The sequence below is a fragment of the Bremerella alba genome, assembly GCF_013618625.1.
Taxonomy (GTDB): domain Bacteria; phylum Planctomycetota; class Planctomycetia; order Pirellulales; family Pirellulaceae; genus Bremerella; species Bremerella alba.
The window spans coordinates 125,799-147,312 of sequence record NZ_JABRWO010000005.1 but is presented as its reverse complement, the minus strand read 5'-3'; the positions used below and the strand labels follow the sequence as shown (position 1 = coordinate 147,312).

At 53.3% G+C, this 21,514-nt stretch carries 20 protein-coding genes and 1 tRNA gene; 10 read left to right on the top strand and 11 right to left on the bottom strand.

Annotation, left to right across the window (positions count from 1 at the left end):
- Both HOV93_RS10240 and HOV93_RS10235 read right to left on the bottom strand, forming a co-directional pair.
- Complete coding sequence (locus HOV93_RS10240; protein ID WP_207396405.1) at window positions 1-993, bottom strand: DUF1559 domain-containing protein; 993 nt, start codon at window positions 991-993, stop codon at window positions 1-3.
- Window positions 994-1,317: 324 nt separating this feature from the next.
- Window positions 1,318-1,400, bottom strand: a tRNA-Ser gene (locus HOV93_RS10235).
- Window positions 1,401-1,596: 196 nt separating this feature from the next.
- On the opposite strand from HOV93_RS10235, the gene HOV93_RS10230 reads away from it, so the two are divergent.
- From HOV93_RS10230 to HOV93_RS10205, 6 genes are all read left to right on the top strand, one after another.
- On the top strand, window positions 1,597-2,142 hold the full coding sequence (locus HOV93_RS10230; RefSeq protein ID WP_207396404.1) for a hypothetical protein: 546 nt from the start codon (window positions 1,597-1,599) through the stop codon (window positions 2,140-2,142).
- Between the two features lie 76 nt (window positions 2,143-2,218).
- Window positions 2,219-2,872 (top strand): hypothetical protein, encoded by a 654-nt coding sequence (locus HOV93_RS10225; RefSeq protein ID WP_207396403.1) that lies wholly within the window; start codon window positions 2,219-2,221, stop codon window positions 2,870-2,872.
- Window positions 2,869-3,342 carry a hypothetical protein gene (locus HOV93_RS10220; protein WP_207396402.1) on the top strand — a complete coding sequence of 158 codons (474 nt, stop codon included), beginning with the start codon at window positions 2,869-2,871 and terminating at the stop codon, window positions 3,340-3,342. Before HOV93_RS10225 ends, HOV93_RS10220 begins: the two co-directional genes overlap by 4 nt.
- Before the next feature lie 98 nt (window positions 3,343-3,440).
- The gene (locus HOV93_RS10215; protein WP_207396401.1) at window positions 3,441-3,737 is read left to right on the top strand and encodes a hypothetical protein; all 297 of its coding nucleotides are present in this window, start codon (window positions 3,441-3,443) and stop codon (window positions 3,735-3,737) included.
- Between the two features lie 17 nt (window positions 3,738-3,754).
- A complete protein-coding gene (locus tag HOV93_RS10210; protein ID WP_207396400.1) occupies window positions 3,755-5,254 on the top strand; it encodes a radical SAM protein in 1,500 nt (499 codons plus the stop codon).
- Window positions 5,251-5,991 (top strand): prolipoprotein diacylglyceryl transferase, encoded by a 741-nt coding sequence (locus HOV93_RS10205; protein WP_207396399.1) that lies wholly within the window; start codon window positions 5,251-5,253, stop codon window positions 5,989-5,991. Before HOV93_RS10210 ends, HOV93_RS10205 begins: the two co-directional genes overlap by 4 nt.
- 23 nt (window positions 5,992-6,014) lie before the next feature.
- Here the strand turns inward: HOV93_RS10205 and rho are convergent, their stop codons facing one another.
- Entirely contained in the window at window positions 6,015-7,352 is a 1,338-nt protein-coding gene (rho, locus tag HOV93_RS10200) for a transcription termination factor Rho (protein ID WP_207396398.1), read from the bottom strand.
- A 987-nt stretch (window positions 7,353-8,339) separates the two neighbouring features.
- Between rho and HOV93_RS10195 the strand changes: the two genes are divergently transcribed.
- On the top strand, window positions 8,340-9,506 hold the full coding sequence (locus tag HOV93_RS10195) for a thioredoxin family protein (RefSeq protein ID WP_207396397.1): 1,167 nt from the start codon (window positions 8,340-8,342) through the stop codon (window positions 9,504-9,506).
- A 65-nt stretch (window positions 9,507-9,571) separates the two neighbouring features.
- Here HOV93_RS10195 and HOV93_RS10190 read toward each other — a convergent pair whose 3' ends face one another.
- From HOV93_RS10190 to HOV93_RS26375, 7 genes are all read right to left on the bottom strand, one after another.
- Complete coding sequence (locus HOV93_RS10190) at window positions 9,572-10,819, bottom strand: rhomboid family intramembrane serine protease (RefSeq protein WP_207396396.1); 1,248 nt, start codon at window positions 10,817-10,819, stop codon at window positions 9,572-9,574.
- Window positions 10,820-10,945: 126 nt separating this feature from the next.
- A complete protein-coding gene (locus tag HOV93_RS10185) occupies window positions 10,946-11,167 on the bottom strand; it encodes a hypothetical protein (protein WP_207396395.1) in 222 nt (73 codons plus the stop codon).
- The gene (glpK, locus tag HOV93_RS10180; protein WP_207396394.1) at window positions 11,164-12,657 is read right to left on the bottom strand and encodes a glycerol kinase GlpK; all 1,494 of its coding nucleotides are present in this window, start codon (window positions 12,655-12,657) and stop codon (window positions 11,164-11,166) included. The genes HOV93_RS10185 and glpK overlap by 4 nt, the downstream gene beginning before the upstream one ends.
- A 24-nt stretch (window positions 12,658-12,681) precedes the next feature.
- Window positions 12,682-14,259, bottom strand: coding sequence for a glycerol-3-phosphate dehydrogenase/oxidase (locus tag HOV93_RS10175; RefSeq protein WP_207396393.1), 1,578 nt, complete (start codon window positions 14,257-14,259; stop codon window positions 12,682-12,684).
- Window positions 14,260-14,430: 171 nt separating this feature from the next.
- Window positions 14,431-14,865: a hypothetical protein gene (locus HOV93_RS10170; RefSeq protein ID WP_207396392.1), complete on the bottom strand. Its 435-nt coding sequence runs from the start codon at window positions 14,863-14,865 to the stop codon at window positions 14,431-14,433.
- Between the two features lie 31 nt (window positions 14,866-14,896).
- On the bottom strand, window positions 14,897-15,811 hold the full coding sequence (locus HOV93_RS10165) for a DUF1559 family PulG-like putative transporter (RefSeq protein WP_207396391.1): 915 nt from the start codon (window positions 15,809-15,811) through the stop codon (window positions 14,897-14,899).
- Window positions 15,812-16,161: 350 nt separating this feature from the next.
- Window positions 16,162-16,824, bottom strand: coding sequence for a tetratricopeptide repeat protein (locus tag HOV93_RS26375; RefSeq protein WP_207396390.1), 663 nt, complete (start codon window positions 16,822-16,824; stop codon window positions 16,162-16,164).
- 120 nt (window positions 16,825-16,944) lie between these two features.
- Between HOV93_RS26375 and HOV93_RS10155 the strand changes: the two genes are divergently transcribed.
- Window positions 16,945-18,084 (top strand): STN domain-containing protein, encoded by a 1,140-nt coding sequence (locus HOV93_RS10155; protein WP_207396389.1) that lies wholly within the window; start codon window positions 16,945-16,947, stop codon window positions 18,082-18,084.
- A gap of 97 nt (window positions 18,085-18,181) precedes the next feature.
- On the opposite strand, the gene HOV93_RS10150 is transcribed toward HOV93_RS10155, so the two are convergent.
- Window positions 18,182-18,544, bottom strand: a complete 363-nt coding sequence (locus HOV93_RS10150) for a response regulator (protein ID WP_207396388.1) — start codon at window positions 18,542-18,544, stop codon at window positions 18,182-18,184.
- Between the two features lie 526 nt (window positions 18,545-19,070).
- Between HOV93_RS10150 and HOV93_RS10145 the strand changes: the two genes are divergently transcribed.
- Entirely contained in the window at window positions 19,071-19,589 is a 519-nt protein-coding gene (locus HOV93_RS10145; protein WP_315853387.1) for a chemotaxis protein CheW, read from the top strand.
- 147 nt (window positions 19,590-19,736) lie between these two features.
- Window positions 19,737-21,458 carry a methyl-accepting chemotaxis protein gene (locus tag HOV93_RS10140; protein ID WP_235990123.1) on the top strand — a complete coding sequence of 574 codons (1,722 nt, stop codon included), beginning with the start codon at window positions 19,737-19,739 and terminating at the stop codon, window positions 21,456-21,458.
- Window positions 21,459-21,514: the final 56 nt, after the last annotated feature.

Sequence of the window (21,514 nt, the reverse complement as noted above, 5' to 3'; positions counted from 1 at the left end):
TTAGTTCTTGACCGAAACCACAGTACCGTCGTCTCGAATGGCAAGGTTTTGGTAAACGGTCAGGTCCATTGTTTCACTCAGAAAATGCACCGAGGCATCTCCCAGCAAGAAGAGGCAGCCTCCGGGATGAAAACTGCCGAAGGTGCGTTGATGCAGACCTTGCCCCAAGCCGCCTGGCACTGCGTAGCTTCCGCCTGCACTGTCGAATGTTGTGTCGTACTTGTCGCCATGGCAGCCGCTACCACAACTGTTGATTTGAATTTGGGCTGCCGCAAGAGTGCCGGTTACGGATGAGCCGCCACCACGATTGGTTGATGCCCAGCCCAGATAGTGATTGTCTCCGCGTCCACCATCGAGCAGTTGATATCGCGATTCACCCACCAGGAACGTGTTGGAAGAGCCATCGACAATGCTCGCGAAGTTCGTGCGAGAGTTTTGGAACAAGACACCATTAATGTAAAAACGTCGGCCTATGTTGCTGGATTGGCAGTTGCCTTTACTGCTATCTCCGCCCCCCATCACTCCATAGTAGTTTGTATGGTTCCTTTCGGTTGATTCAGCGGGGAACGAAGGACAGTGGAATGCCTCCACCGAGGTCTCCCAGACCGTAACATTATCGGCATCTCCCCCTTCTTGTTTCGTGCAGACGAACGTGTTTGCCATATCGACCTGGTCGTAGAGGTTGTTGAGTTCCAAAAATGGAAGGATTGCAACCGTCCATGGAATTCCACGTCCTGAAGTCGTGCAACTGGTTGTCTTGCCGTCGCCCATTTGCGCGCCGGCAGGGAACTTGAGATAGGTGTCGTGATAGTTGTGCAGCGCCAAGCCCAACTGCTTGATCTTGTTATTGCACTCGATACGCCGAGCCGCTTCGCGCGCTTGCTGCACAGCTGGCAAAAGTAAAGCGATCAACACTCCAATGATGGCGATCACCACCAAGAGTTCGACCAATGTGAAAGCTGAACGACGATTTGGACTTACAGATAAGGACATAATGGAACTCGCATAAAAGATGCTTTGTGGAAGATGAGAAAAGATAAGTGTGTCGACATCCGTGCGCACAATAGGAAAGAAAAGCAGTAAATGGTTACGAGATAAGAACTAAGCAGCCGAAACAGAAAGGGAATTAGATGAGTTAGGGACCCTTCGTGCAAAAAATCTCCGGCACACTATGGAGTATAGTTAACTTCGCTTTAAATAAAAAGATTTATTTCAGTTTGAAGGTGACACCCCTAGGGGTAGTGTTCGGCTCTTTAGGGGGGGGCAGAGCTCAGCGCAAAAGAAAAGCCGTGAGGGGCTAACCATCACGGCTCGAAGCGGAGGGCACGAGACTCGAACTCGCAACCCCACAAGGGGGCATCACATTTCCAATGTGACCGCTAACCATTCGCATACCCTCCAGTCAGATGCACCGCAAAGCTTCCCTAAGGGAGGCCTGACGGGGGCTCTTGGTTCACGGTGCATCTTAACTGATCGTGAGGATCTAGAGAATAGCTGCCCAGGATTTTGACCGCAATGGGGGCCGTTATCGCGTATCATGGGCGAGGGCCAACCCTGCCCGTGGTCATGCTCCTAAACGGAGAGTCAGGCGAGGTAATGTCAGAGCCGGAAAACGAACCGAACCCTTACGAGTCACCCGATACGGAAAGTGCGCTGTCGAGTAAGCGAACAGGGATTCCCCCGGCCGCTTATGCTGGCATACTTGCCGCGGCTGGTGTTTCGATCCTGATTGTCGTTGCCCTCTTTATTTTCCTTCCGGGAATTGCGGTGTTGACTGCCCTCGTTTTGGTTCCGGCAAACCTTCGTGCGATTATTTATATGCGGCGAGAATTCCATGCCACCGGTGCATGGCCGGAAGGTTGGGACCAGGCAAGTGCGCTCTTTCTGTCTGCGCTAATTATGATTCCGATCTGGATTGCTACCGGCATTGCTTTTTCCGCCGTCTGTTGGGCAGGAGCAATGATCGCTGTTTCCGTTTTCCCCAAGGGGGATGAATATGGTATCTCGAACATGTTTTATGGAGGCGTACCGATCGGGTTGATCACTGGTTTGATTTCCTTCGTGCTTTGCTTTCGTTTCACCTTGCGAACTTCACGCACCCAGGTTGAATATGCCGATGACAAGCCGGAGTCGAGAACTTAATGCTCATATCTCTAGTTGCCCGCTATATTGAGATGCGAACGTCTTGTTACGAATTGGCACTCAGAAATAGTTTTGTATGAATCCTGCTCCAGAAAACAGCTCACCAGCTATGGATCGCCACTGGTTTATTGTCCGTCGTTGGCAAACCTACGCGAGCGAGCTTCGGGTTCTTCTGCTAAGAGTGATCGCCGTCGTTGTGCTTTACGGCTGCCAAGTCGCTCACTTTCTCTCGCAGAGTGAAGAAGGTCAGGCCGCGAATCTCTCCTTTCAGCGCGTCGCAACAGGCACCGCCGTATTGTTGATTGTGGTTTCCTTGCTCGTATTGCTTCTGGTGCTGAAACGCATCCTGCCGGGCTGGTTGCCATTTTTAACCACAATGGTCGACTTGCTCGCTATTGGATTGCTTGTCGGTATTGCCGGCGGTCCCATGGCGACATCGCTAGTCGGAGCGTTATATCTGGTCATAGCTATGGCTGGGTTGCGATTTGACTTACGGTTGGTCTGGTTGGCAACGCTGGGGGCGATGGCGGCCTACTTGGGAACAGTCGGCATGGTGGATGATAGCTGGTTTGATGCCGACCATGCCGTCCCACTTGTGCAACAAGGGGTGTCGCTAGCCTGTTTGGGTGGGACAGGAATTGTCATCGGGCAGATTGTTCGGCTGGCCAGGCCACTTGCTCAACAGTACCACGATCGGCTGACACATGCCCAGGCAAAGGAGACGAAATGACGCGTTCCGATTTGCCACATGTGCTTTGCCCTGAGTGCGGTGCGGAAAACAATTCGTTTGCCAACGCATGTTGGATCTGCCGACGCCCGCTCTATGAAGGGGACGAGATGGTAGATGCAGAACTTGTCATGCCGGTCGCGACTCCTCGACAGGGCTACCTGGGTAGCCTTTTTGGAATCTGGGCGTTTATCTTCTTAGCCCTTGGGGCTGTGATCGTTGGGTTAGGGATTTATGTCGACGAGCCGGGCATCTTGCTGCCGTACTTAATTGTGGTGATGCCGCTTTCCATTGGTGTCGGAGTGTTGTTATTGAAGGGGAATCAAAGTGAAAATCCCTGGCTGCGTGGAATTGCCATGTCCTTTTCAGCGCTGATCATTTCGATAGGCGCTCTGGTGATGCTGGGGATCGCGTTGATTATCTCGCTCATCGTGTTTTGTTTCATGTTGATCGCAGCTACTGGAGATTATTGAGCATGGAGCCGTTTGAAGGAGGGCCGGGGCCGACCACGTCCGAAAAACACAAGGGGAAGCTTGCCAGTCGGTCAAGAGTCATAGAGATAACAGCACGCGTGACTGCCGCGTTTGCTCTTGCTCTTTTCATTATCGGCGTCGGTGGTTTATTGATGATGGACGCAGGTTGGCGTTCCTTCGTGACCTGGGCACTGCTGGTCTTTCCCATGCTATTGGTCAATGGCGTGCTGCTACGAAAACTGAGCAAAAACCGGCATGCCAAACTGGCCGAACGCTTGTCGAAACTTAGTGTTGCGTTGATCGCCATCGGAGCGATTGGTCTTAGTATTCTGGCAGCTGTGGTTTCGTTTGTTTACTGTTCGACCGTATTGCCTAAAGTTTTAATTCATCGCTGATTGCCGGAAGGATTTGGATGGCCAAGTTTCGTGACTATACCGTTCTCGGCATGACACAAAGTCTTTGCCCCGAGTGTCATGCCGTGGTCCCGGCGAAGATCATTACCCGCGGTAACCGCGTCTACTTTCGCAAACGCTGTGAAGTACATGGAAGTCGAGATGACTACGTTTGCTCGGACGTTGCCTGGTACGACCAAGCTCAATTCAATGTGCCTGGCAAGATTCCGCGCGAGTTTGGGGTCGAGCCGAACAAGGGGTGCCCGCTTGATTGCGGGCTTTGTACCGAGCACGAACAACACACGTGCATTGGCCTGTTGGAGATCACATCGAGCTGCAATCTTTCGTGCCCAATGTGTTACGCGTCGAGCGGCCCTGGCGGGAAGCACTTAACCCTTGAGCAGTGCCAGCAAACGATCGATCGATATGTCGAGGTCGAAGGCAATCCGGAAGTGCTGCAGATTTCTGGTGGCGAGCCGACCATCCACCCCCAGTTCCGGGCGATTGTTGACTACGCTTTGTCGCGGCCGATCGACTACGTGATGATCAACACCAACGGGATTCGTCTGGCAAACGACCGGGACGTGCTCGAGTTCCTGGCCGAACGTCGCGATCGAGTAGAAATCTATTTGCAGTTCGACGGGTTTCGAGACCAGACTTCCCTGCAACTGCGAGGGGAAGCACTTGTCGAGACCAAGCTCAAGGCCGTCGAGCGATGTGGCGAGGTCGGGCTGCATGTGAACCTGGTGTCGACATTGCAGCCGGGTGTGAATGATGACGAACTAGGCGACCTGATTCGATACTGTGCATCGCGTCGTTGGATTACAGGGCTCAGCTTGCAGCCGGCAACCTATTCTGGCCGGCATGTGTTGCCGGAAGAACTGGAAAACCGAATTACGTTTCCAGATGTCATTCAAGGGATTGTCGATCAAACCTCCGGCATGTACACCGAGGCTGATTTTATGCCGCTTCCTTGTGCCCATCCTAACTGTCATCAGATGTCGTATGCCTATCGCCGCGATGGGGAACTCGTTCCGCTAATGCGTTTCATCAAAGCAGCCGAGCATTTGGATCTGCTTTCCGGGGGCATCTCCTTTCAGCGAGGTGCCGTCAAGGAACTCTTGGAACGCTATCTGGTTCGCGAAGCATGCTGCCCCGGCGGAAGCTGTGCTCCCCCGCCCTCCTCTGGCGACTCATCTTTGCCGGTGCTTAGTAGTAACAGTCCGATGAATGAACTGATCGGAGCGTTGAATACTTCTGATCCACGGCATGCCGAGGCGGCCGTCGATTTCTTTACCAGGGCCATGCAGGAAGACATCGGGGCGGAAGACGTTTTTCGTATCATGATCACCTCTTTCCTAGACGTGTACAATTTTGACGTCCGCCGCGTGATGAAATGCTGCGTGCATCATTTGCTGCCGAGCGGTCATGTCGTGCCGTTTTGCGCCTACAATGTTTTGTATCGCGATGGACACGTGGAACTACCTCCGCTGAAGACAGCAGCCGAAAGTACTCGATGACGCACTTGGCTTACATGGCAATCATGTTGGCGGCGATTGTCGTCGGCTTTATCTTGCTGCGTCTATTCCAAGAGAAGCTAGAACTCGCCTGGTGGGAAAAGGTCGGTATTGCGCTGGGCGGCTTCTGTGGGGCGATGATTGGCGCGAAACTCCCCTTCGCCATTTACGACTGGGAGGGACTGCTTAGTGGAACGGCATGGTTTGCGCACGGCAAGACCATCATCGCCGGCCTGTTGGGCGGCTATTTCGGCGTGGAGTTGGCCAAGTGGATCCTCGATATCCGCACTAAGACGGGCGATAGTTATGTCGTGCCGGTGGCCGTTTCTATCGGTATCGGACGATGGGCCTGCTTTGTTGCCGGATGCTGTTTCGGTCAGGCCTGCAGCGTGCCGTGGGGGGTGGCATTTCCCAGTGCTCCGGACGGTGGCGAGCTGCTGCGGCATCCCGCCCAGATTTATGAGTCGATCTTTCACCTGGCATGCGCCGCAGTGTTTTTTGTGCTGTGGAAAAAGAAAATGTTCCCCGGACAGCTGTTCAAGATCTATTTGATTACCTATATGACGTACCGCTTTTTTACCGAATGGCTTCGCCCGGAACCGACATTCGCATTTGGGCTCACTGCTTATCAGCTGGCGGCACTCGCTGCGATTCCGCTGTTTGCATTCTTGATTTGGCGCGACCAAAAACAGCTCAGCGCAACAAAAACGGAGCCGTCGATAGCGAGCGGCTCCGAATGAGTTTGCTGCGATTGGCAATGCCGTTATTGATAACGATCGCGGCTGTTGGCAATCAAGCTGATGAACTGTTCGTTGTTCTCGTATTTGCCTAGCTGCCGCGTTAACTGCTCCATGGCTTCGATGTGATGCATCGAGGTCAACGTGCGACGCAAGGCTACCACTGCGTTGAGCGCTTCTTCCGATAGCAGAAGCTCTTCACGACGGGTACCTGATTGCGAGATATCGATCGCCGGCCAGACACGACGGTCGGCCAACTTGCGATCAAGGACCAGTTCCATGTTGCCGGTACCTTTGAACTCTTGGAAGATCACCTCGTCCATCCGACTGCCGGTGTCGATCAGTGCGGTGCCGACGATGGTAAGCGAGCCCCCTTCTTCGAAGGAACGAGCGGTGGCGAACAACTTCTTGGGAATGTCCATCGCTTTGACATTGATACCGCCAGACATGATGGCGCTATTCCCGCGGTTGTCACCGACCCATTTGTTGAACGCACGGGCTAAGCGGGTAATCGAGTCTAGAAGAAGGAAAACATCCTGGCCGGCTTCCGCCAGACGCTTGCAACGCTCGATCACCAACTGCGAAAGACGCACATGGCTTTCGATATCGCGGTCCAAGCTACTTGCAATGACTTCACCCTTCACGCTGCGCTGTATTTCGGTCACTTCTTCAGGACGTTCGTCAATCAGAAGGACCACCAACTTCACGTCTGGATGGTTTGTAGAAATACCACGGCTGATATTTTGCAGCAGCATGGTTTTGCCGGTACGCGGAGGAGCAACGATCAACGCACGCTGCCCCTTGCCTAATGGCGATAGTAGGTCGACAACGCGATTGGTCAGCGGACCGCCATCGTATTCCAGCTTGAGATGCTCGGATGGATTAACAGGCGTGAGGTCATCGAATGACTTCACGTTCAGGTAATCTTCGGGCAGCAAGCCGTCGATGTCGAAAACGTCTCGCAGGCGAGGCCCTTGCCCACGGCGAAAACGCTGGATCATGCCGCGAATCATAACCCCTTCACGCAGACCATAACGCTCGATCATTGTGCCGGGCACGAAAGGATCGGTTCGTTCGCGGGCGTAATTGTTGTCGGGGCTGCGTAAGAAGCCGTAGCCGTTGGGGTGCATCTCGAGAAGACCAAAGCCGGGATCCAAAGGAATTGGTTCCCCTGGTTCAAATTCTTCATTATCGAGATTGTTGCGTGGCACGTTAGAGCTAGGAGGAGAAGATCGGCGTCGACCACCACCACCACCGCCCCCAGAGCGACCGCGTCCCTTGGGACCTGGTCCGTTTTGGGTGCCACCGCTGTTACCACGTCGTCGCCCGCCAGATTTCGAGCGGGTCTGCCGTTTGTTTGACATTGAAAAACTACCTAATCGCAGAAGTCAGGTTCGAGCCGGTGTCTTCAGAAAGATCACTGGATCGTGTTAACAGATTCCTGAGGTTGTACTCCCCAGTGGGAGTTTCTACCTGAACGGGGTTGTAAGATTCCTAAGTGTTTTGGGAGCGAATAACTAGCACAAACGATGCCAAAGCAGGCAAACCGATCGCGCTGAATCTAGCTCAACCTCACGCACGTAAGGGACGAGGCATCCCACGAGAATGCCTGATGTGTGAGAGGTTTCCGGGTTGCCATTCGCCGAAAGCGACGATGCCCTGAGGATGGCAACATTGGCCGAACAGTATGCCGAGGGCGAACTGCTCGGTGTTTTATGAAGGCTGAAAGGTAATTCCGTTACCAATCGAGTCACAAATGAAAATCGGTGGTCACCCAAGTCCCTTGCCTCGGCTCATCGAGCGTCCTCTGGCAAGACTAGTTACCCTAGTGAAGTCTTGTGGTAACCGAAACAGTTCCCTGAAGAACTGGAAGCTTCCTTGGTTCTCAAACGTGTCACACTACTTACTGTGACTTCTCAAAGAAAACCATTACTGCCCGAAGAACTTGACGTTTGCTGAAGATTTCAGTCCGACGCCTTTGAGCAGAAACGATGGCCAACAACTCTGAAAAACGCGAGGTCAACTCACAGATCGTTGGCGATCAAACTACTGGCATCATAAGGATTTACCCGGTCGTGTCAAGCTATCATTCTCATTCAATCGACAGAGTTTCTCATTTTCTACATGCGAAAAGCAGTATCGGAAGCAAGTTGTTGGCTGCAAGCGACTTAACGCTAACATGATTTGCCTAATGGGAACGACCGATACGACTCTCATGCGTAATATAGTCCAGTAAATTCCGCAAATTCGTTACTTTTGATGCATTCGTACGAGCGGCTGTCCCGATACCAACCAATGGAAAACCGAACCAAGCTGATTTTTGGAACTCGCTTACCGGGGCTCGTTCATTCATGTCGTCTATTATCCGTACCTCCGCAGTCGGCCTCTTGCTGGCGTTTCAGTCGATGATTTTCGCTGAAGACGCTGTTCGCTGGGCCCCCGACTTGGAAACCGCCAAGCGTGTTGCCGCATCTAAGAATCAGTTGGTTCTGATTCACTTCTTTGCCGACAACTGCCCGCCATGTCGTCGACTGGATGCGAATGTCTTTTCGCAGACCAGCTTCGCTCAGGCTGTCGAGCAAAACTACATTCCAGTCAAAATCAATGCAAGCGACGAGCCAGCGATCGCTCGAGAATTCGGCGTCGACCGCTGGCCGCAAGACGTCGTGGTCGCTCCGAGCGGTCAGGTCGTGTACCGCATGATCAGCCCGCAGGATCAAGATCGCTACACTGGTATTCTGGCTCAGGTTTCGGCCAAACTGAATCCCAGTTCCAGCCCAGCTGCACCTGGTGCTAGTATGGTTGCTCAGGCTGCCAATACCACACCGGTCGCACCGCAAGCATCTCAGCAAGTCGCACCTAGTCAGTCCCAGGGGTCGCGTTACTCAAGCTTCACGTCGAATCCTGCTCCGGCACAAGCGGATCCGCCGCAACAGGTAGCTCCGCAACAACCTTCTGGTTCGCGTTTTGTTTCGAGTGGACCGAGCCCTGAGCAGGTAACTCCAACCCAGGCACCTGGCCAAAGCCGATTCAACTCGAATGCACCACAGCAAAGCGTGGCACCTTCGCAAGCACCGGCACAGCAGTTTGCCCAACAGCCGCCAGCTGCTTCTGCAGCCCCGTCAGCTCCTGCCGCGCAGCCTGAACCGCAGCAGCCTAAGTTTGCAATCGATGGCTATTGCCCCGTAACGTTGGTCGAACAGATGAAGTGGCAGAAGGGTGATCCTCGCTGGGGTGCTCAGCATCAGGGGCAGGTTTACCTATTCTCGTCGCAGAACGAACAGCAGAAGTTTCTGGCCAACCCAAACCAGTTCAGCCCAGTGATGTCGGGTATTGACCCGGTTGCGTATCTGGGCAAAGGTCAGGTTGTGCCTGGTGATCGACGGTTCGGATTGACCTACCGCGGCACGCTTTACCTGTTCAGCAGCGAAGAAAGCTTGCAAGCGTTCTGGAACGATCCGCAGCGATACTCGTCGATGGTTCAACAGGCCATGGCCTCGCAGAACATGCGTCGTTAGAACGCAAGCCATACGGCACCAAAACACAAAGGCGATCGCTTCTAATAGCGGTCGCCTTTTTTTATTTACCAATCGTCCAAGACGGAATCGACAACACCGGAAGCTTGGAGGGCCTTGGCCTCTGTGGCGATCTTTTCGTACAGCGTCTTCTCTCGCGGCGACAAAGATTCGAAGCGAATCGGCAGAAGCGTGCTCAGCGCCTGCCCTGGTAGCCGCATGGAACGGGTTAATAGCGATGCCAGTTTCAATCGAACCTGATTCTGTTTAGGGCGACTGGCTTTCAGGTATTCTTCCATGGCAAGTACCGCATCGTTGTCTCGTTGCTGATCGCAAAGCTGCTTGATGATGGTCAGAAACTCACGCTCCGGTAGGTGCCAAGCGGCATACTTTTGCGTCATGCTGACATGGGCTCGGTAGGCCAGTTGTGGGTTTTCTCCCTCATCCAGAATCTGCCGAATCTGTTGCAGCCCTTGCTGGACGAGCTTTGTCTCGGTCTTGGCTACCGCTTCGGCTGTGGGTTCATCGCGAGGCTTTTCGTGACGCCCTGCCCAGACCGAGAAGATGTCATAGTTCTCGCAGTCGACGAGCTTGAGCTTGACCATTGCAACGCCGACTCCAGCTCCAAGCAGTGCACCAAAGGTATGCAACACGGGCGTGTACGGGACGAATTCTGCACTGTCTTTCATGATTAAATAAGTGAAAAAAAGGTCGAGAAAGATTAAGATGCCGGCCATGGCATAGACGGGAACGTCCATCTCTTCGACTTCATGATTAATGCGATAACGCCAGCCGACGTGAGTCACCTGAATGTTATTCAACGGTGCCCAGATTATGGCGATGGCCATCAGTGCGAAGATAACGCCTGATGCCCCTAAAGCAGCCGCTTGCAGACTCGGGTTGAATAGCATGACCAGGACCTGCAGGAGAATCCCTCGGATGAATGCAATTCCAATATAGATCGCTAGGAACTTCCACCAGCCGATCTTTCCTTCGACTATGAACCCGAACAGAAATAGAAACAGCATGTTGCCTAGCAAATGCATCGCATGGGCGTGCAGGAACGAAGCTGTGATCCCTTGCCAGGGTTTGATGCCGTCGCCGAACTGAAGCTTGTAATGTTCTGGTCCGTGATAGCCTCCTTCGACAAACCAAGACAACAAAGGCAATCGGTTGCGTACGCCGCTAGGCTCCGGATTCTGGAAGTGCTCGACCACCGGTGGCGCGAAGAAGATCGCAATGTTTAGGAGTATTACCGTGATGGTAACGGCAGGAACGTGATAAATGGGAGCATCGGTTCCGTGCGGAATAAACATTTCACCATAGGGGAAGCGAATGAATAGGGCGTGAATGAAACGTTATTCGCTGGCCAACTCGAAATATTGAGTCGCATGCAAAAAATTCTAGCTCCACAATCGCCCTGCGTATTGATCGCTTTGGTTTTACATCGGAGGAAAGATGACGAAGCTGATCGCCAGCAATATCAACAGCAGCCCGCCGATTCCAACCACGAATCGAGAACTCGCGTGACCGATGCGATGTTCCAGAAACGCAATCTTGCGAGATTGAAATACCGATGGGGCGTCGGAAATTGCCGCCCATATGCCGCCAATGCCCATCAGCCCGGTAAAGATCGTCATGATCCAGAGGCCTAGCTCCATCACTCCCCTGCTCTTTCCCAATTCCGGCTTCGCTCGACCGCTTCTTTCCAGCGAGCATACATCTGATCCATCTTGCTGCGATCGGCGACCGAAGCAAACTCTTTATCCAACTTCCAAAGCCCGCGAAGTTCTTCTTGGGACTCCCAGAAACCGACGGCCAGTCCCGCTAAGAAAGCCGCACCCAAAGCTGTTGTTTCACTGATTTTTGGGCGACGGACGGTCGTTCCCAAGAGGTCGGTTTGAAATTGCATCAACGCGTTGTTGACGCTGGCGCCGCCGTCGACCTGAAGCACTTGCAGGGGGACGCCTGCATCACGCTGCATGGCTTCGATCATGTCACGCGTTTGATAGGCCATCGCCTCTAACGCGGCTCTGGCTAGATGACCTCCGGTTGTTCCACGCGTGATGCCCACGATCGTTCCGCGTGCATTCGGATCCCAATAAGGTGCCCCTAGTCCGACAAACGCAGGCACAAAGTAAACGCCACCGTTGTCTTCTTCTGTTTCTGCCAACGGTTCGACTTCTGACGAGCATTCGATGATGCCCAGTCCGTCGCGTAGCCACTGCACGACCGCCCCGGCGACAAAGATTGAGCCTTCTAACGCATAGCTTACCTGATCGCCAATTTTCCACCCGACCGTTGTCAGCAAGTTGTTTTGGGAAAGGACTGGCTTATCGCCGATGTTCATCAACGCGAAAGCCCCGGTGCCGTAGGTGTTTTTAACCATCCCTTGGTCGAAGCAGGTCTGGCCGAAAGAAGCGGCCTGTTGGTCTCCGGCCATGCCAGCGATGGGAATGGCGGCTCCCAAAATCGTCGGATCGGTTTCCGCAAACTTACCGCTACAGTCGACCACTTCGGGAAGCATCTGCCGAGGAATGTTATACGCGGCAAGCAACTCGTCGTCCCAGTCAAGCGTTTCGTAATTAAGCATCATCGTGCGGGAAGCATTGCTCGCATCGGTTGCATGTCGCTTTCCGCCGGTCAACTTCCAGACCAGATAACAGTCGACGGTACCAAATAATAAATGTCCGTCTTCGGCCGCTTGTCGAGCACCATCCACGGTTTCGAGAAGATGCATCAGCTTGGTCGCAGAGAAGTAAGCGTCGAGCACCAGCCCTGTTTTTTGGCGAATCGTCTCTTCGAGTCCTTGCTTGCGAAGTCGATCGCATAAGTAGCTCGAAACGCGGCTTTGCCAGACGATAGCATTGTGGATCGGTTTGCCGGTTCTTTTGTCCCAGACGAAGGTCGTTTCACGCTGGTTGGTGATTCCGATCGCGGCGACTTCTTTCAGAGCAACTTTGCCCAAGGCTCCTTGGATCGTATTCAGCTGGCTCTTCCAAATATCCTCCGGATCATGTTCGACATGCCCCGGTGCAGGCAAAATCTGGCGGAACTCTTCCTGGGCAGACGAGACAATGCGAGCATCGTGATCGAATAGAATTGATCGACTTGAGGTGGTGCCTTGGTCGATGGCTAATAGGTACTGGGGCATGCTGAGGTGTCCTGCAAAGGGCGTTTAATCAGGAAGAACCTGTTTTCCGAACCGCGATTGTAGTCTCTGGATGTACGCTTCAAGTGTTTCCTGTTTCACGTCGGCAGAAAGCTTGCCGTCGGCAATCAGGGCATCGGCGATCGCGCTTAAATGATAACGCGATAGTTCAGGATCGAAGACTAACATCAAGCGACGTTCGACGATGTCGGCGATCGTTTTGGCATGCAACTGAGCAATGGCTACCGATGCAAGCGTTTGGACATCGGCGGCACTGTCTACACCGGTGAGGTTTTGCAAAATGAATCGAGCTCTCTGCCCTGGCTCGATCTGCGGGAGATCACCCTGGTACGTCTTGCGAGTCTTCGAGTCAGCAACCACTTCACGACCGAGCTGTTTTAGAATGGTCTTCGCCGAATGCTCGGCCAGCGAACGGCAGGTCGTTAGCTTGCCGCCAACAACCGTATAGCAAGGCCATGGCGCCGAAGTGTGTTCGTGCAGCCAGTGACCACGTGGGATGGAAGCTGTTGAACTTTCTGGCACGAAAGGTAGTGGACGAACGCCACTATAGTGCTGAGCGATGTCCTCGTGCTTTAGGTCGACCCCTGGCAAGACAGAATTGACGCATCGCAACAGGTAATCAATTTCTTCCTGGCTGGCAGTCGCTACTTCAGGATCTCCTTCGTGTCGGATATCGGTCGTGCCGATTAATACGCCTCCGTTCCAAGGCAAGATAAAAACAGGGCGTCCGTCGAATGCTTCGGCATAAACGCCACGCGGGCCTAGGGCCTCCTTCAACGCCGGTTTGTGGGAAATCAGATGCGAGCCACGCGTTCCGCCAAAGAGACGTTCCGAGCGAATCCCTAGCTCCTGAAGGGTCTCATCTCCAGATGGACCGGATGCGTTGACTAATGCGGACGGTTCCAAGGGATCGATCGCGGCGTCGAAGCCTAGGAGATTCTCGAACTCGAAATGCTTGCCGTTGAGTTTGGGTCGTCGATACGTGCGAAGGGTGAAACGAATCCCCTGTTCTTGGGCGATCTGCTGGCAATCGTGAATGAGTGTCGAGACGTACAACTCAGGGAACTCGATTTGGCCATCGTAGTAACTGAAGACGTCGATGAAACTTGTATCGAAACCGATGGGCTGCCATTGTTTCTGGGGCATCCGCTTGTGCGATCCCAGGTTTTGGCTGCCGGCCAGAAAATCGTACATGGTGAGTCCGCTGCGGATGGCCCAGGCACCACGAGAAGGATTCTTGGATTTGAAGAAAGGTAAATTAAAGAATCCGGTTGCTGACGAGAGCAGTCCGGCGAACTGCGATTTGACCGGGATCATCAATTCGAGTGCGGACACATGTTCCGGCGAGTTGCTCAGAAAGCGTTCTCGCTCACTGAGCGATTCGTAGACCAACGATGCCTCGCCGTGCTCCAGATACCGTAGCCCACCATGGATCAAACGTGACGACCAACTGGTAGTGCCGGAGGCTATGTCCGCATGGTCGACTAGGACGACCGGTACGCCGTTGAGCAGTAGTTCCCGGGCAAGAGCCGCGCCATTGATGCCGGCTCCCAGGATCAGGATGGGCTTTAGGTTGTCTTCCATGGGATCCGTTCGATGAGGTTGTGCGAGTGGTAACTCAAATTATGGAGCTAAATCGCCGCAACTTCCACCGTGCAAGCCCAGGAAGTGAATCCGCAAAAGAAAAAGGACGAACCATTTCACGAAAGAAAGGCTCGTCCTTGCGGAGTGTTTCGTATTGAGAAACGAGATCGACTATAGTTCCCAGGGGGGAATCTGGTTTTCTCCTTCTTCGACCATGACCGTCAAGTCCGATTGGCTGGCCGTGGCGTACTTGCCACGAAGGCGATCGGGACTTGGGCCACGGGCGTTCGGGTCTAATGGCCATATGACGGTGGCCAGATATTCTCCGGCAGGTGCTCCGTCTTCGGTTATGTAGGTGGTCATGGCAAAAGTGCCATCTTCTTTGACCTTGGCAAACACGCGGTTTCCCTTAGTCATACCCACGTCTCCCTGCGGATGCAGGATGACTACCGCTCCGTAGGCTGGTTCGCCCTTAACAGTCACGCTGCCTGAGGTAGGGTAAATCTCGACCTCTTGGTAACTGGGCTTGGTCGAGCAGGCCGTAAAGGTTGTCAAGCATCCCGCCAGCATGATGCAAACGGTAGCACGTGAAATTCTCTGGATCATAAGTATTGCTCCCGGTGCAACTGGGTGTGTACTAGTTGAACGGAGAGTCGACTACGGTTCCGTCTTGTGGATCGATCATGCGATATACATTCTGCACGGGGACTGTTTCAGCGAGGAACTGAACCGAGCCATCGCCCATCAGCACTTCGGCCCCACCAGGATGAAATGAATAGATGCCTTCAGCGTTAGCGCAATTCAGAGCACAGGGGCCGAAATTCGTCATACCATCGTGTGTGTAGCCGGTGAAGAAAATACGTTGAGGAGCGGCCCACACGCCCCACTCTTGAACGTAGTCAAAAGAACTCGGGAATGCGCCGACCTTCTTTCCTGCAGCGAAAAAGTCAGGACGCCCACCTAGTTCTGATATGCAGAGGGTGTTGGTCAATCCATCGGTCACGTCACGTGGCTTTCCGTTGGAATCGTGAAGCATCCCGTTGGCGGAGTTCGGTGTAATTTGAACGTTGTCAAAGTAGCCTGCGAGTGCTTGGTATTCACCCACCATGCTCTCGGTACTCGCTCCCCACGGTGCATTGGAAAGGAGTTGTGCCCCACTGGGGCTGGAAGGGCAACGGAAGACGTCGAGGGATGTCTGACTGATTTCTTCGTTGATCGGGTCGAACCACGAAACATTGAAATCGTATCGATCCTGAACGGTCCCTAATTCCAAAAATGGAGCGACCAGAATGCACCAGCCATGGGTGATGCGATCTGGCGAAGTTCCCCAGCGAACGCGGCTAGGTGGAAAACGCTTGTGGGTATCCAGATAGTTATGCAGGCCGAGCCCAATTTGCTTGAGGTTGTTGGAGCATTGCATCCGCCGAGCCGCTTCGCGAGCCTGTTGTACGGCCGGCAGAAGCAGCGCTATCAGAATGCCAATAATCGCGATCACGACTAACAGTTCGACCAGCGTGAAGCCAGCAGGTTGGGATCGGCTGTTACGTCTCATTTCTCTTTTCCTTGGAAGATCGGTCGAATCACCGAAGTAATTCTCGCGCAATAAGTGCAAATTAAAGCCAGTTTTTTTGATTGCTTGGAATGCGCTTTCATAGCACTTTTCAAACAAAGCATTTGTTTTCGAGAGCTCCGTCTGCCCTGGGCCTAAGGATTTAGACGAAAGATAAGGGGGCATACGGGTGCTGGAAGTTTGCTGGCTTGCCCGGAAAGAGCTGGCGTGCTGATTGCCTGCCTGCGGAGCGAGACTCAGTCTCATTTGCAGGCAGAGGTCCAGTTTAAGCAACTACTTCTGACTTACAAGAGGCGCTTAGAGAAAAGATGAAATTTTAATCGCCGTTGCGATTACATTTCTTCCAGCTGTCGCTCGAGATAGGAAATCTGAGTGCGAATCGATTCCAGGTTGGGATTCAACCGCAGTGCTCGGCGAAAGCTATCCAGGGCCATGACATTTTCACCCTGGCGAAGGTAGCACTGCCCCATCGAGATGGCTGCCGGAAAGTGATAAGGGTTGATCTCCAACGCTTGGTGGCTATCGCGGAGAGATCGTTCAAAGTTCTGCTGCTTGAAGTAAACCTGGCCTCGTTGATTGTAGGCTTCGGAATACCACGGAGCGTCGACAATCAGTGAATCCGCTTCCTGCAGTGCAGAATCTAACGAGTTCCCTTGGATCTGCGTCATCACCTTCTTTAGGCGATGGCGTTGGCTTTGCGTGCCGGCACGAATCCAAAGAGATCGAATGCCGTTCTCGGCAATCAGACGAACACCCCGGTCAGCATCGTTGAGTGCCATGCCCACGGTGTGATTCGACGAATAGTCACTGACAAAACAAAGTGCCATCACCGCCGCGCGACGTACTTCGGCTGCACCATGTTGGGAAAGACGCTCTAGCGTTCCGCACGTATAGATGGCTGCTACGCGGTGAATATACGTAGCAGTATTCTCCTCCAAAAGGTATTTCTGGAAGATGGAAAGTAGTACGGGTTGACGATCGGGGGAGTCGCTCACAAGTTGGCCTTACGGCAATCAAAGTGCTTTTCTCTCGTCCTGAGATCGAAAATCCTTTATGGTCAATCCTTTGAACAATGTCCGAGTGTAATCACGTGGTAACCCCGGAGCAAATAATCGATGCGACCGTCATCGCTCAGTCTTACCCAGCTTCTCATTGGAGTCTTGACAGCCCAAGTTTTGCTATTAGGAACCCAGGTTCATGCGCAAGAGACTATCGATTGGCGAACCGAGGCCGATCTCGATAAACAGCTCCAATTGACGTTTGACTTAACATGGGAGGAAGTCCCTCTTCGAGATGGTCTGATGCGCCTCGGTCAAACGCAGCGGGTAGCCATTTTCCTGGATCGCCGCGTCGATCCCGATCAGACAATGAAGATGGCATTTACCAACGAGCGTCTAGAGCTTGGCCTGCAGCGCATCGCCGCCCAGCTTGGCATCGGCATGGCACGTGTCGGAGACGTGATTTATCTCGGCCCGACAGATACGGCCAGTCGCTTGCCGACAGTGGCCGAACTGCAGGCACAGTTTGCCAAGTCGAGTGGATATCCGAAAGCGGTCAAACTGCTCGACCGAAAGAAATATCGCTGGCCCAAACTATCGACACCGGAAGCAATTTTGACGGAGGTAGCCACCCATCACGGTTTGCGCTGGAGCAATCTGGATGCGGTCATCAAACACGACCTATGGCCAGCGGTCGACTTTCCGCCGCTCAAGACTACCGAGTATCTTTCCATCGTTTTGGCTGGCTACCACGCATCGTACCGTTTCAACAAAACCGATGACGGCGTTGAGCTGCAACTGGTTTCCATTCCAGACGACCTCTCGCTCACGCGTGTGCATCAGTATGCAGGCAACCATGACGAGGCCATCGAGAAGATCCAGCATCTCTTTCCGGAAATCAAAGTGCAGTCCGACGGCAAGCGTCAGTTGGCTGTGACAGGCCCGCAGCAGGTTCAAGAGCAGATCGCCAAATTACTGCGAGGTAGCACAGCACGCAATACCGTGGTTATGCCAGGTGAGAAGCGTTACACACTGAACGTCGAACAACTTCCCTTGGGCCCGGTTCTTAACGCGTTAGAGCAACAATTGGGCATGAAGTTTGATGTGCCCGATGGTGTGAAGGAAGCGTTGACTCAGCGAGTCTCGTTCAGTGTGAAAACCGTCGGCATGACAGGGCTGCTGGATGCGGTCTTCAAAGGTACTGATTTCACCTACGAGATTCGGGAGGACAAAATCGTCGTCTCGAAGAAGCCATAGTCATAAGAGCGCAGGTGAGACAATAAAAAAGACGACATCACCCTTGTTAGGCTTTGTCGTCTTGTTGATTGAATCTTCGTTCCGCGATTGTCGGAGCTTAGCAACCGTGCTTTTCTAGCTTTTCGCGAAGCGTATCGGCTGTGAATGGCTTGACCAGGTAGTCAGAAACACCGGCCTGAATTGCTTCCATGACGCGCGACTTTTCTGCTTCGGTCGTGACCATCATGATTTTCACGTCGGGATCAATCTTGCGGATCTCTTGAATCACTTCTAAGCCGCTTTTACCGGGCATGTTCCAGTCAGTCAGCACGAGATCGAACTCGCCTGGCTTAAACATCTTGACAGCTTCTTCCCCGTCCGCAGCTTCGACAGCGTTCGGAACGCCAACAGCTTGAAGGGAACGGAGAATGATCTTTCGCATGGTGCTGGAGTCGTCGGCAACAAGTACGCGTGTAGACATATTCTGTAATGCTCCTGTGTTTCGCCTGCCCGCTCGGCCTGGATTGACCGGTGGAGAATGGTCTCGGGGAAATTAAAAATTTCTACCGAACAATAGGTCGCACTCTTAGGGGGGCAAGTCCCACGTGGGAAAATTCTCGACAATACGCTCAGCCGCATTTCGAGCGGAATTCATGGTTGCCATGTAGGGTTTCGCCTCATCTTGGTGGCTTAGCGGAAGCAGGCTCACGCGTATCGCAGCTGAATCCCTAAATTAGGTGGGGTTGTTCCGCTTGTTACGTCTAGGTCAGAGAGGAAGTCCTAAACAGTGAGTAAAAATTTACGACCTGAGCAAACTTTTTCGTATTTATTAACCGACCTTTATACGAGAACGCCACAGGCTTGCAGTCGGCTGGATGCACCTGGCTTACGGCGTTTATCCGAAGGTGAAGGATAACAAGTCGCGGACAAGGCCGTCCCGCCCGAGTATCTCGGGGCAGCGGATCGATAAATCGTTCCAGCACTGATCGGGAGACATAGTTTTGTCCGTGACAACTGAAGATCTTAAGTCGGAAGAGCGTTCGAACCACGAGTCGCAGCGTCGCGAGGGGCTTAATTCCATGCAACTGGTCAGTTTTCAATTGGCCAAGGAGGAGTATGGAATCGAGATCACCCGCGTTCAGGAAATCATCCTGATGGGTGAGATTACCCGCGTGCCTCAGACCCCAGGCTATATCAAGGGCCTGATCAATCTCCGCAATACGGTCATTCCGATTGTGGACTTGCGATTGCGGTTCGGGCTTCAAGAACAAAATTCCACTGACGAGACCCGCATCATGGTCATGAATGTCGGTGGCAAGACGGTCGGCATTATTGTCGACGCAGTCAGCGAAGTCCTCCGCATCTCGAAGGACCAAATTTCTTCTCCGCCCCCGACCGTGGCCGGCCTCGGTCGTGAGTACCTCACAGGTTTAGTAAAGCTCGATAAACGACTTCTGATCTTGCTCGACATCGACAAGATCTTGGGTAAAGCAGAAGTCGAGCAACTCGAAACGCGTATCGGCTAAGCCACTTCCGAGCATCGTCTCGGTTCAATGTCAACAGGAAAGTCCAGCTTCCCCAGTGAAGCGGCTGACCGACTTAGCAGGAGCACGCGGATATCACCGGAGGGGCAGTTTTTCTACATGAATATCAAATCAACGAGTTACAAAACCATGACCACTAATAAAACATCTCAGTCGACCGAAAACGTCCAAAACCTTCGCAACGAACTTTCGGTAGCGAAGGCCATGAGCGACAACTCGCCCATCAATATCATGATGGCCGATAAGGACCTGACGATCACCTACGTCAATCCTGCCAGCTTGGACACGCTGCGTTCACTCGCTGCTCATATTCCCTGTAAGCCGGAAGCAGTCATCGGCCAGTCGATCGACATCTTCCACAAGGATCCGGCCTACCAGCGTCGCATTCTCAGCAACCCACAAAATCTGCCGGTTCGCACCAACATTGAACTCGGCGATCAAACTGCCGACTTGCTGGTTTCGGCTACCTACGACGAATCGGGCGAGTACCTTGGCCCGATGGTTACCTGGGAAGTCGTTACCGAAAAACTGCGCTTGGAAGTTTCGGCCGCAGAAAAGACCGCAATCGTCGAAAACGCTCCGGTCAATATCTTACTGGCCGATTTGAACGGCACGATCACTTACATGAACCCGGCCTCGGAAAAAACATTGCGTAGCATCGAGCACGTCTTGCCGACTCCAGTTAGCAAGATCGTTGGCGCTTCGTACGACATCTTCCACAAAAACCCAGCTCATCAGCGTCGTATCTTGGCCGATGCAAGCAATCTGCCGGTAAACACGGAAATTGAAATCGAGGGCGAATACCTCGACCTGCAAGCCAGTGCGATCTACGACAAGGATGGTAACTATACCGGTCCGATGATTGCCTGGTCGCTGATCACCGAACAGGTCAAAGCCAAACAGGCCGAAGAGGAACGAACCGCACGCGAACGCGAAGAACAAGCTGAATTGCGACGCAACGTCGATCAAATTCTGGCTGTTGTTCAAGCCGCTTCCGAAGGCGACTTGACGCAACGAGTCGACTTGAACCGTGATGATGCAATCGGCCAACTGGCCGAAGGGATTGATCGTATGATCGCTGACCTGCGGGACATCATCAGCCAGGTCGTCGATAGCGGTATGCAGTTCGCTGAAGGTGCTTCGGTGATCGCCGAGAACTCGCAGAACCTGGCCCAGGGTGCTCAAACCCAAAGTGCTTCCGTCGAAGAAATGAGTGCTTCGATAGAACAGCTGACCCGCAGCATCGACTCGGTTAAAGACAATGCAGGTGGAGCCAATCGTATGGCCGGCGATACCAGCACGATGGCTGAAGAAGGTGGCAACGCCGTTCAGAAGTCAATCGAAGCCATGGAGTTGATCAAGACTTCTTCGGAACAGATCAGTGAAATTATTCAGGTGATCTCGGAAATCGCCAGCCAGACCAACCTGTTGGCACTCAATGCAGCGATCGAAGCTGCTCGTGCCGGCGAGCATGGACTGGGATTCGCTGTCGTAGCCGACGAGGTTCGTAAGCTGGCCGAGCGTTCGAGTGAAGCCGCTAAGGAAATTTCCTCGCTGATTAAAGAGTCGACCCAGCGAGTCCAAGATGGTTCCACTCTGAGTGCCCAAACTGGTGCTGCTCTGGAAAAGATCATCGCCGGTGTCAGTGCGACGGCCGACAAGATCTCGGAAATCGCGACCGCGACCGTCGAACAAGCTCAGAACGCCAACGAAGTTGCTGGAGCAATTCAGCAGGTTTCCGGCGTCACCGAGCAATCGGCAGCCGCTTCGGAAGAGATGGCGTCGAGCAGCGAAGAATTGGGTGCTCAAGCCACCATGCTTCGCGAATTGGTCAGCCGCTTCCGTATCTAAGCGAGTAAGCAAACCCTGTCACTCGTCTCGCCGGTGGCTAGATGCCGCGAGACGAG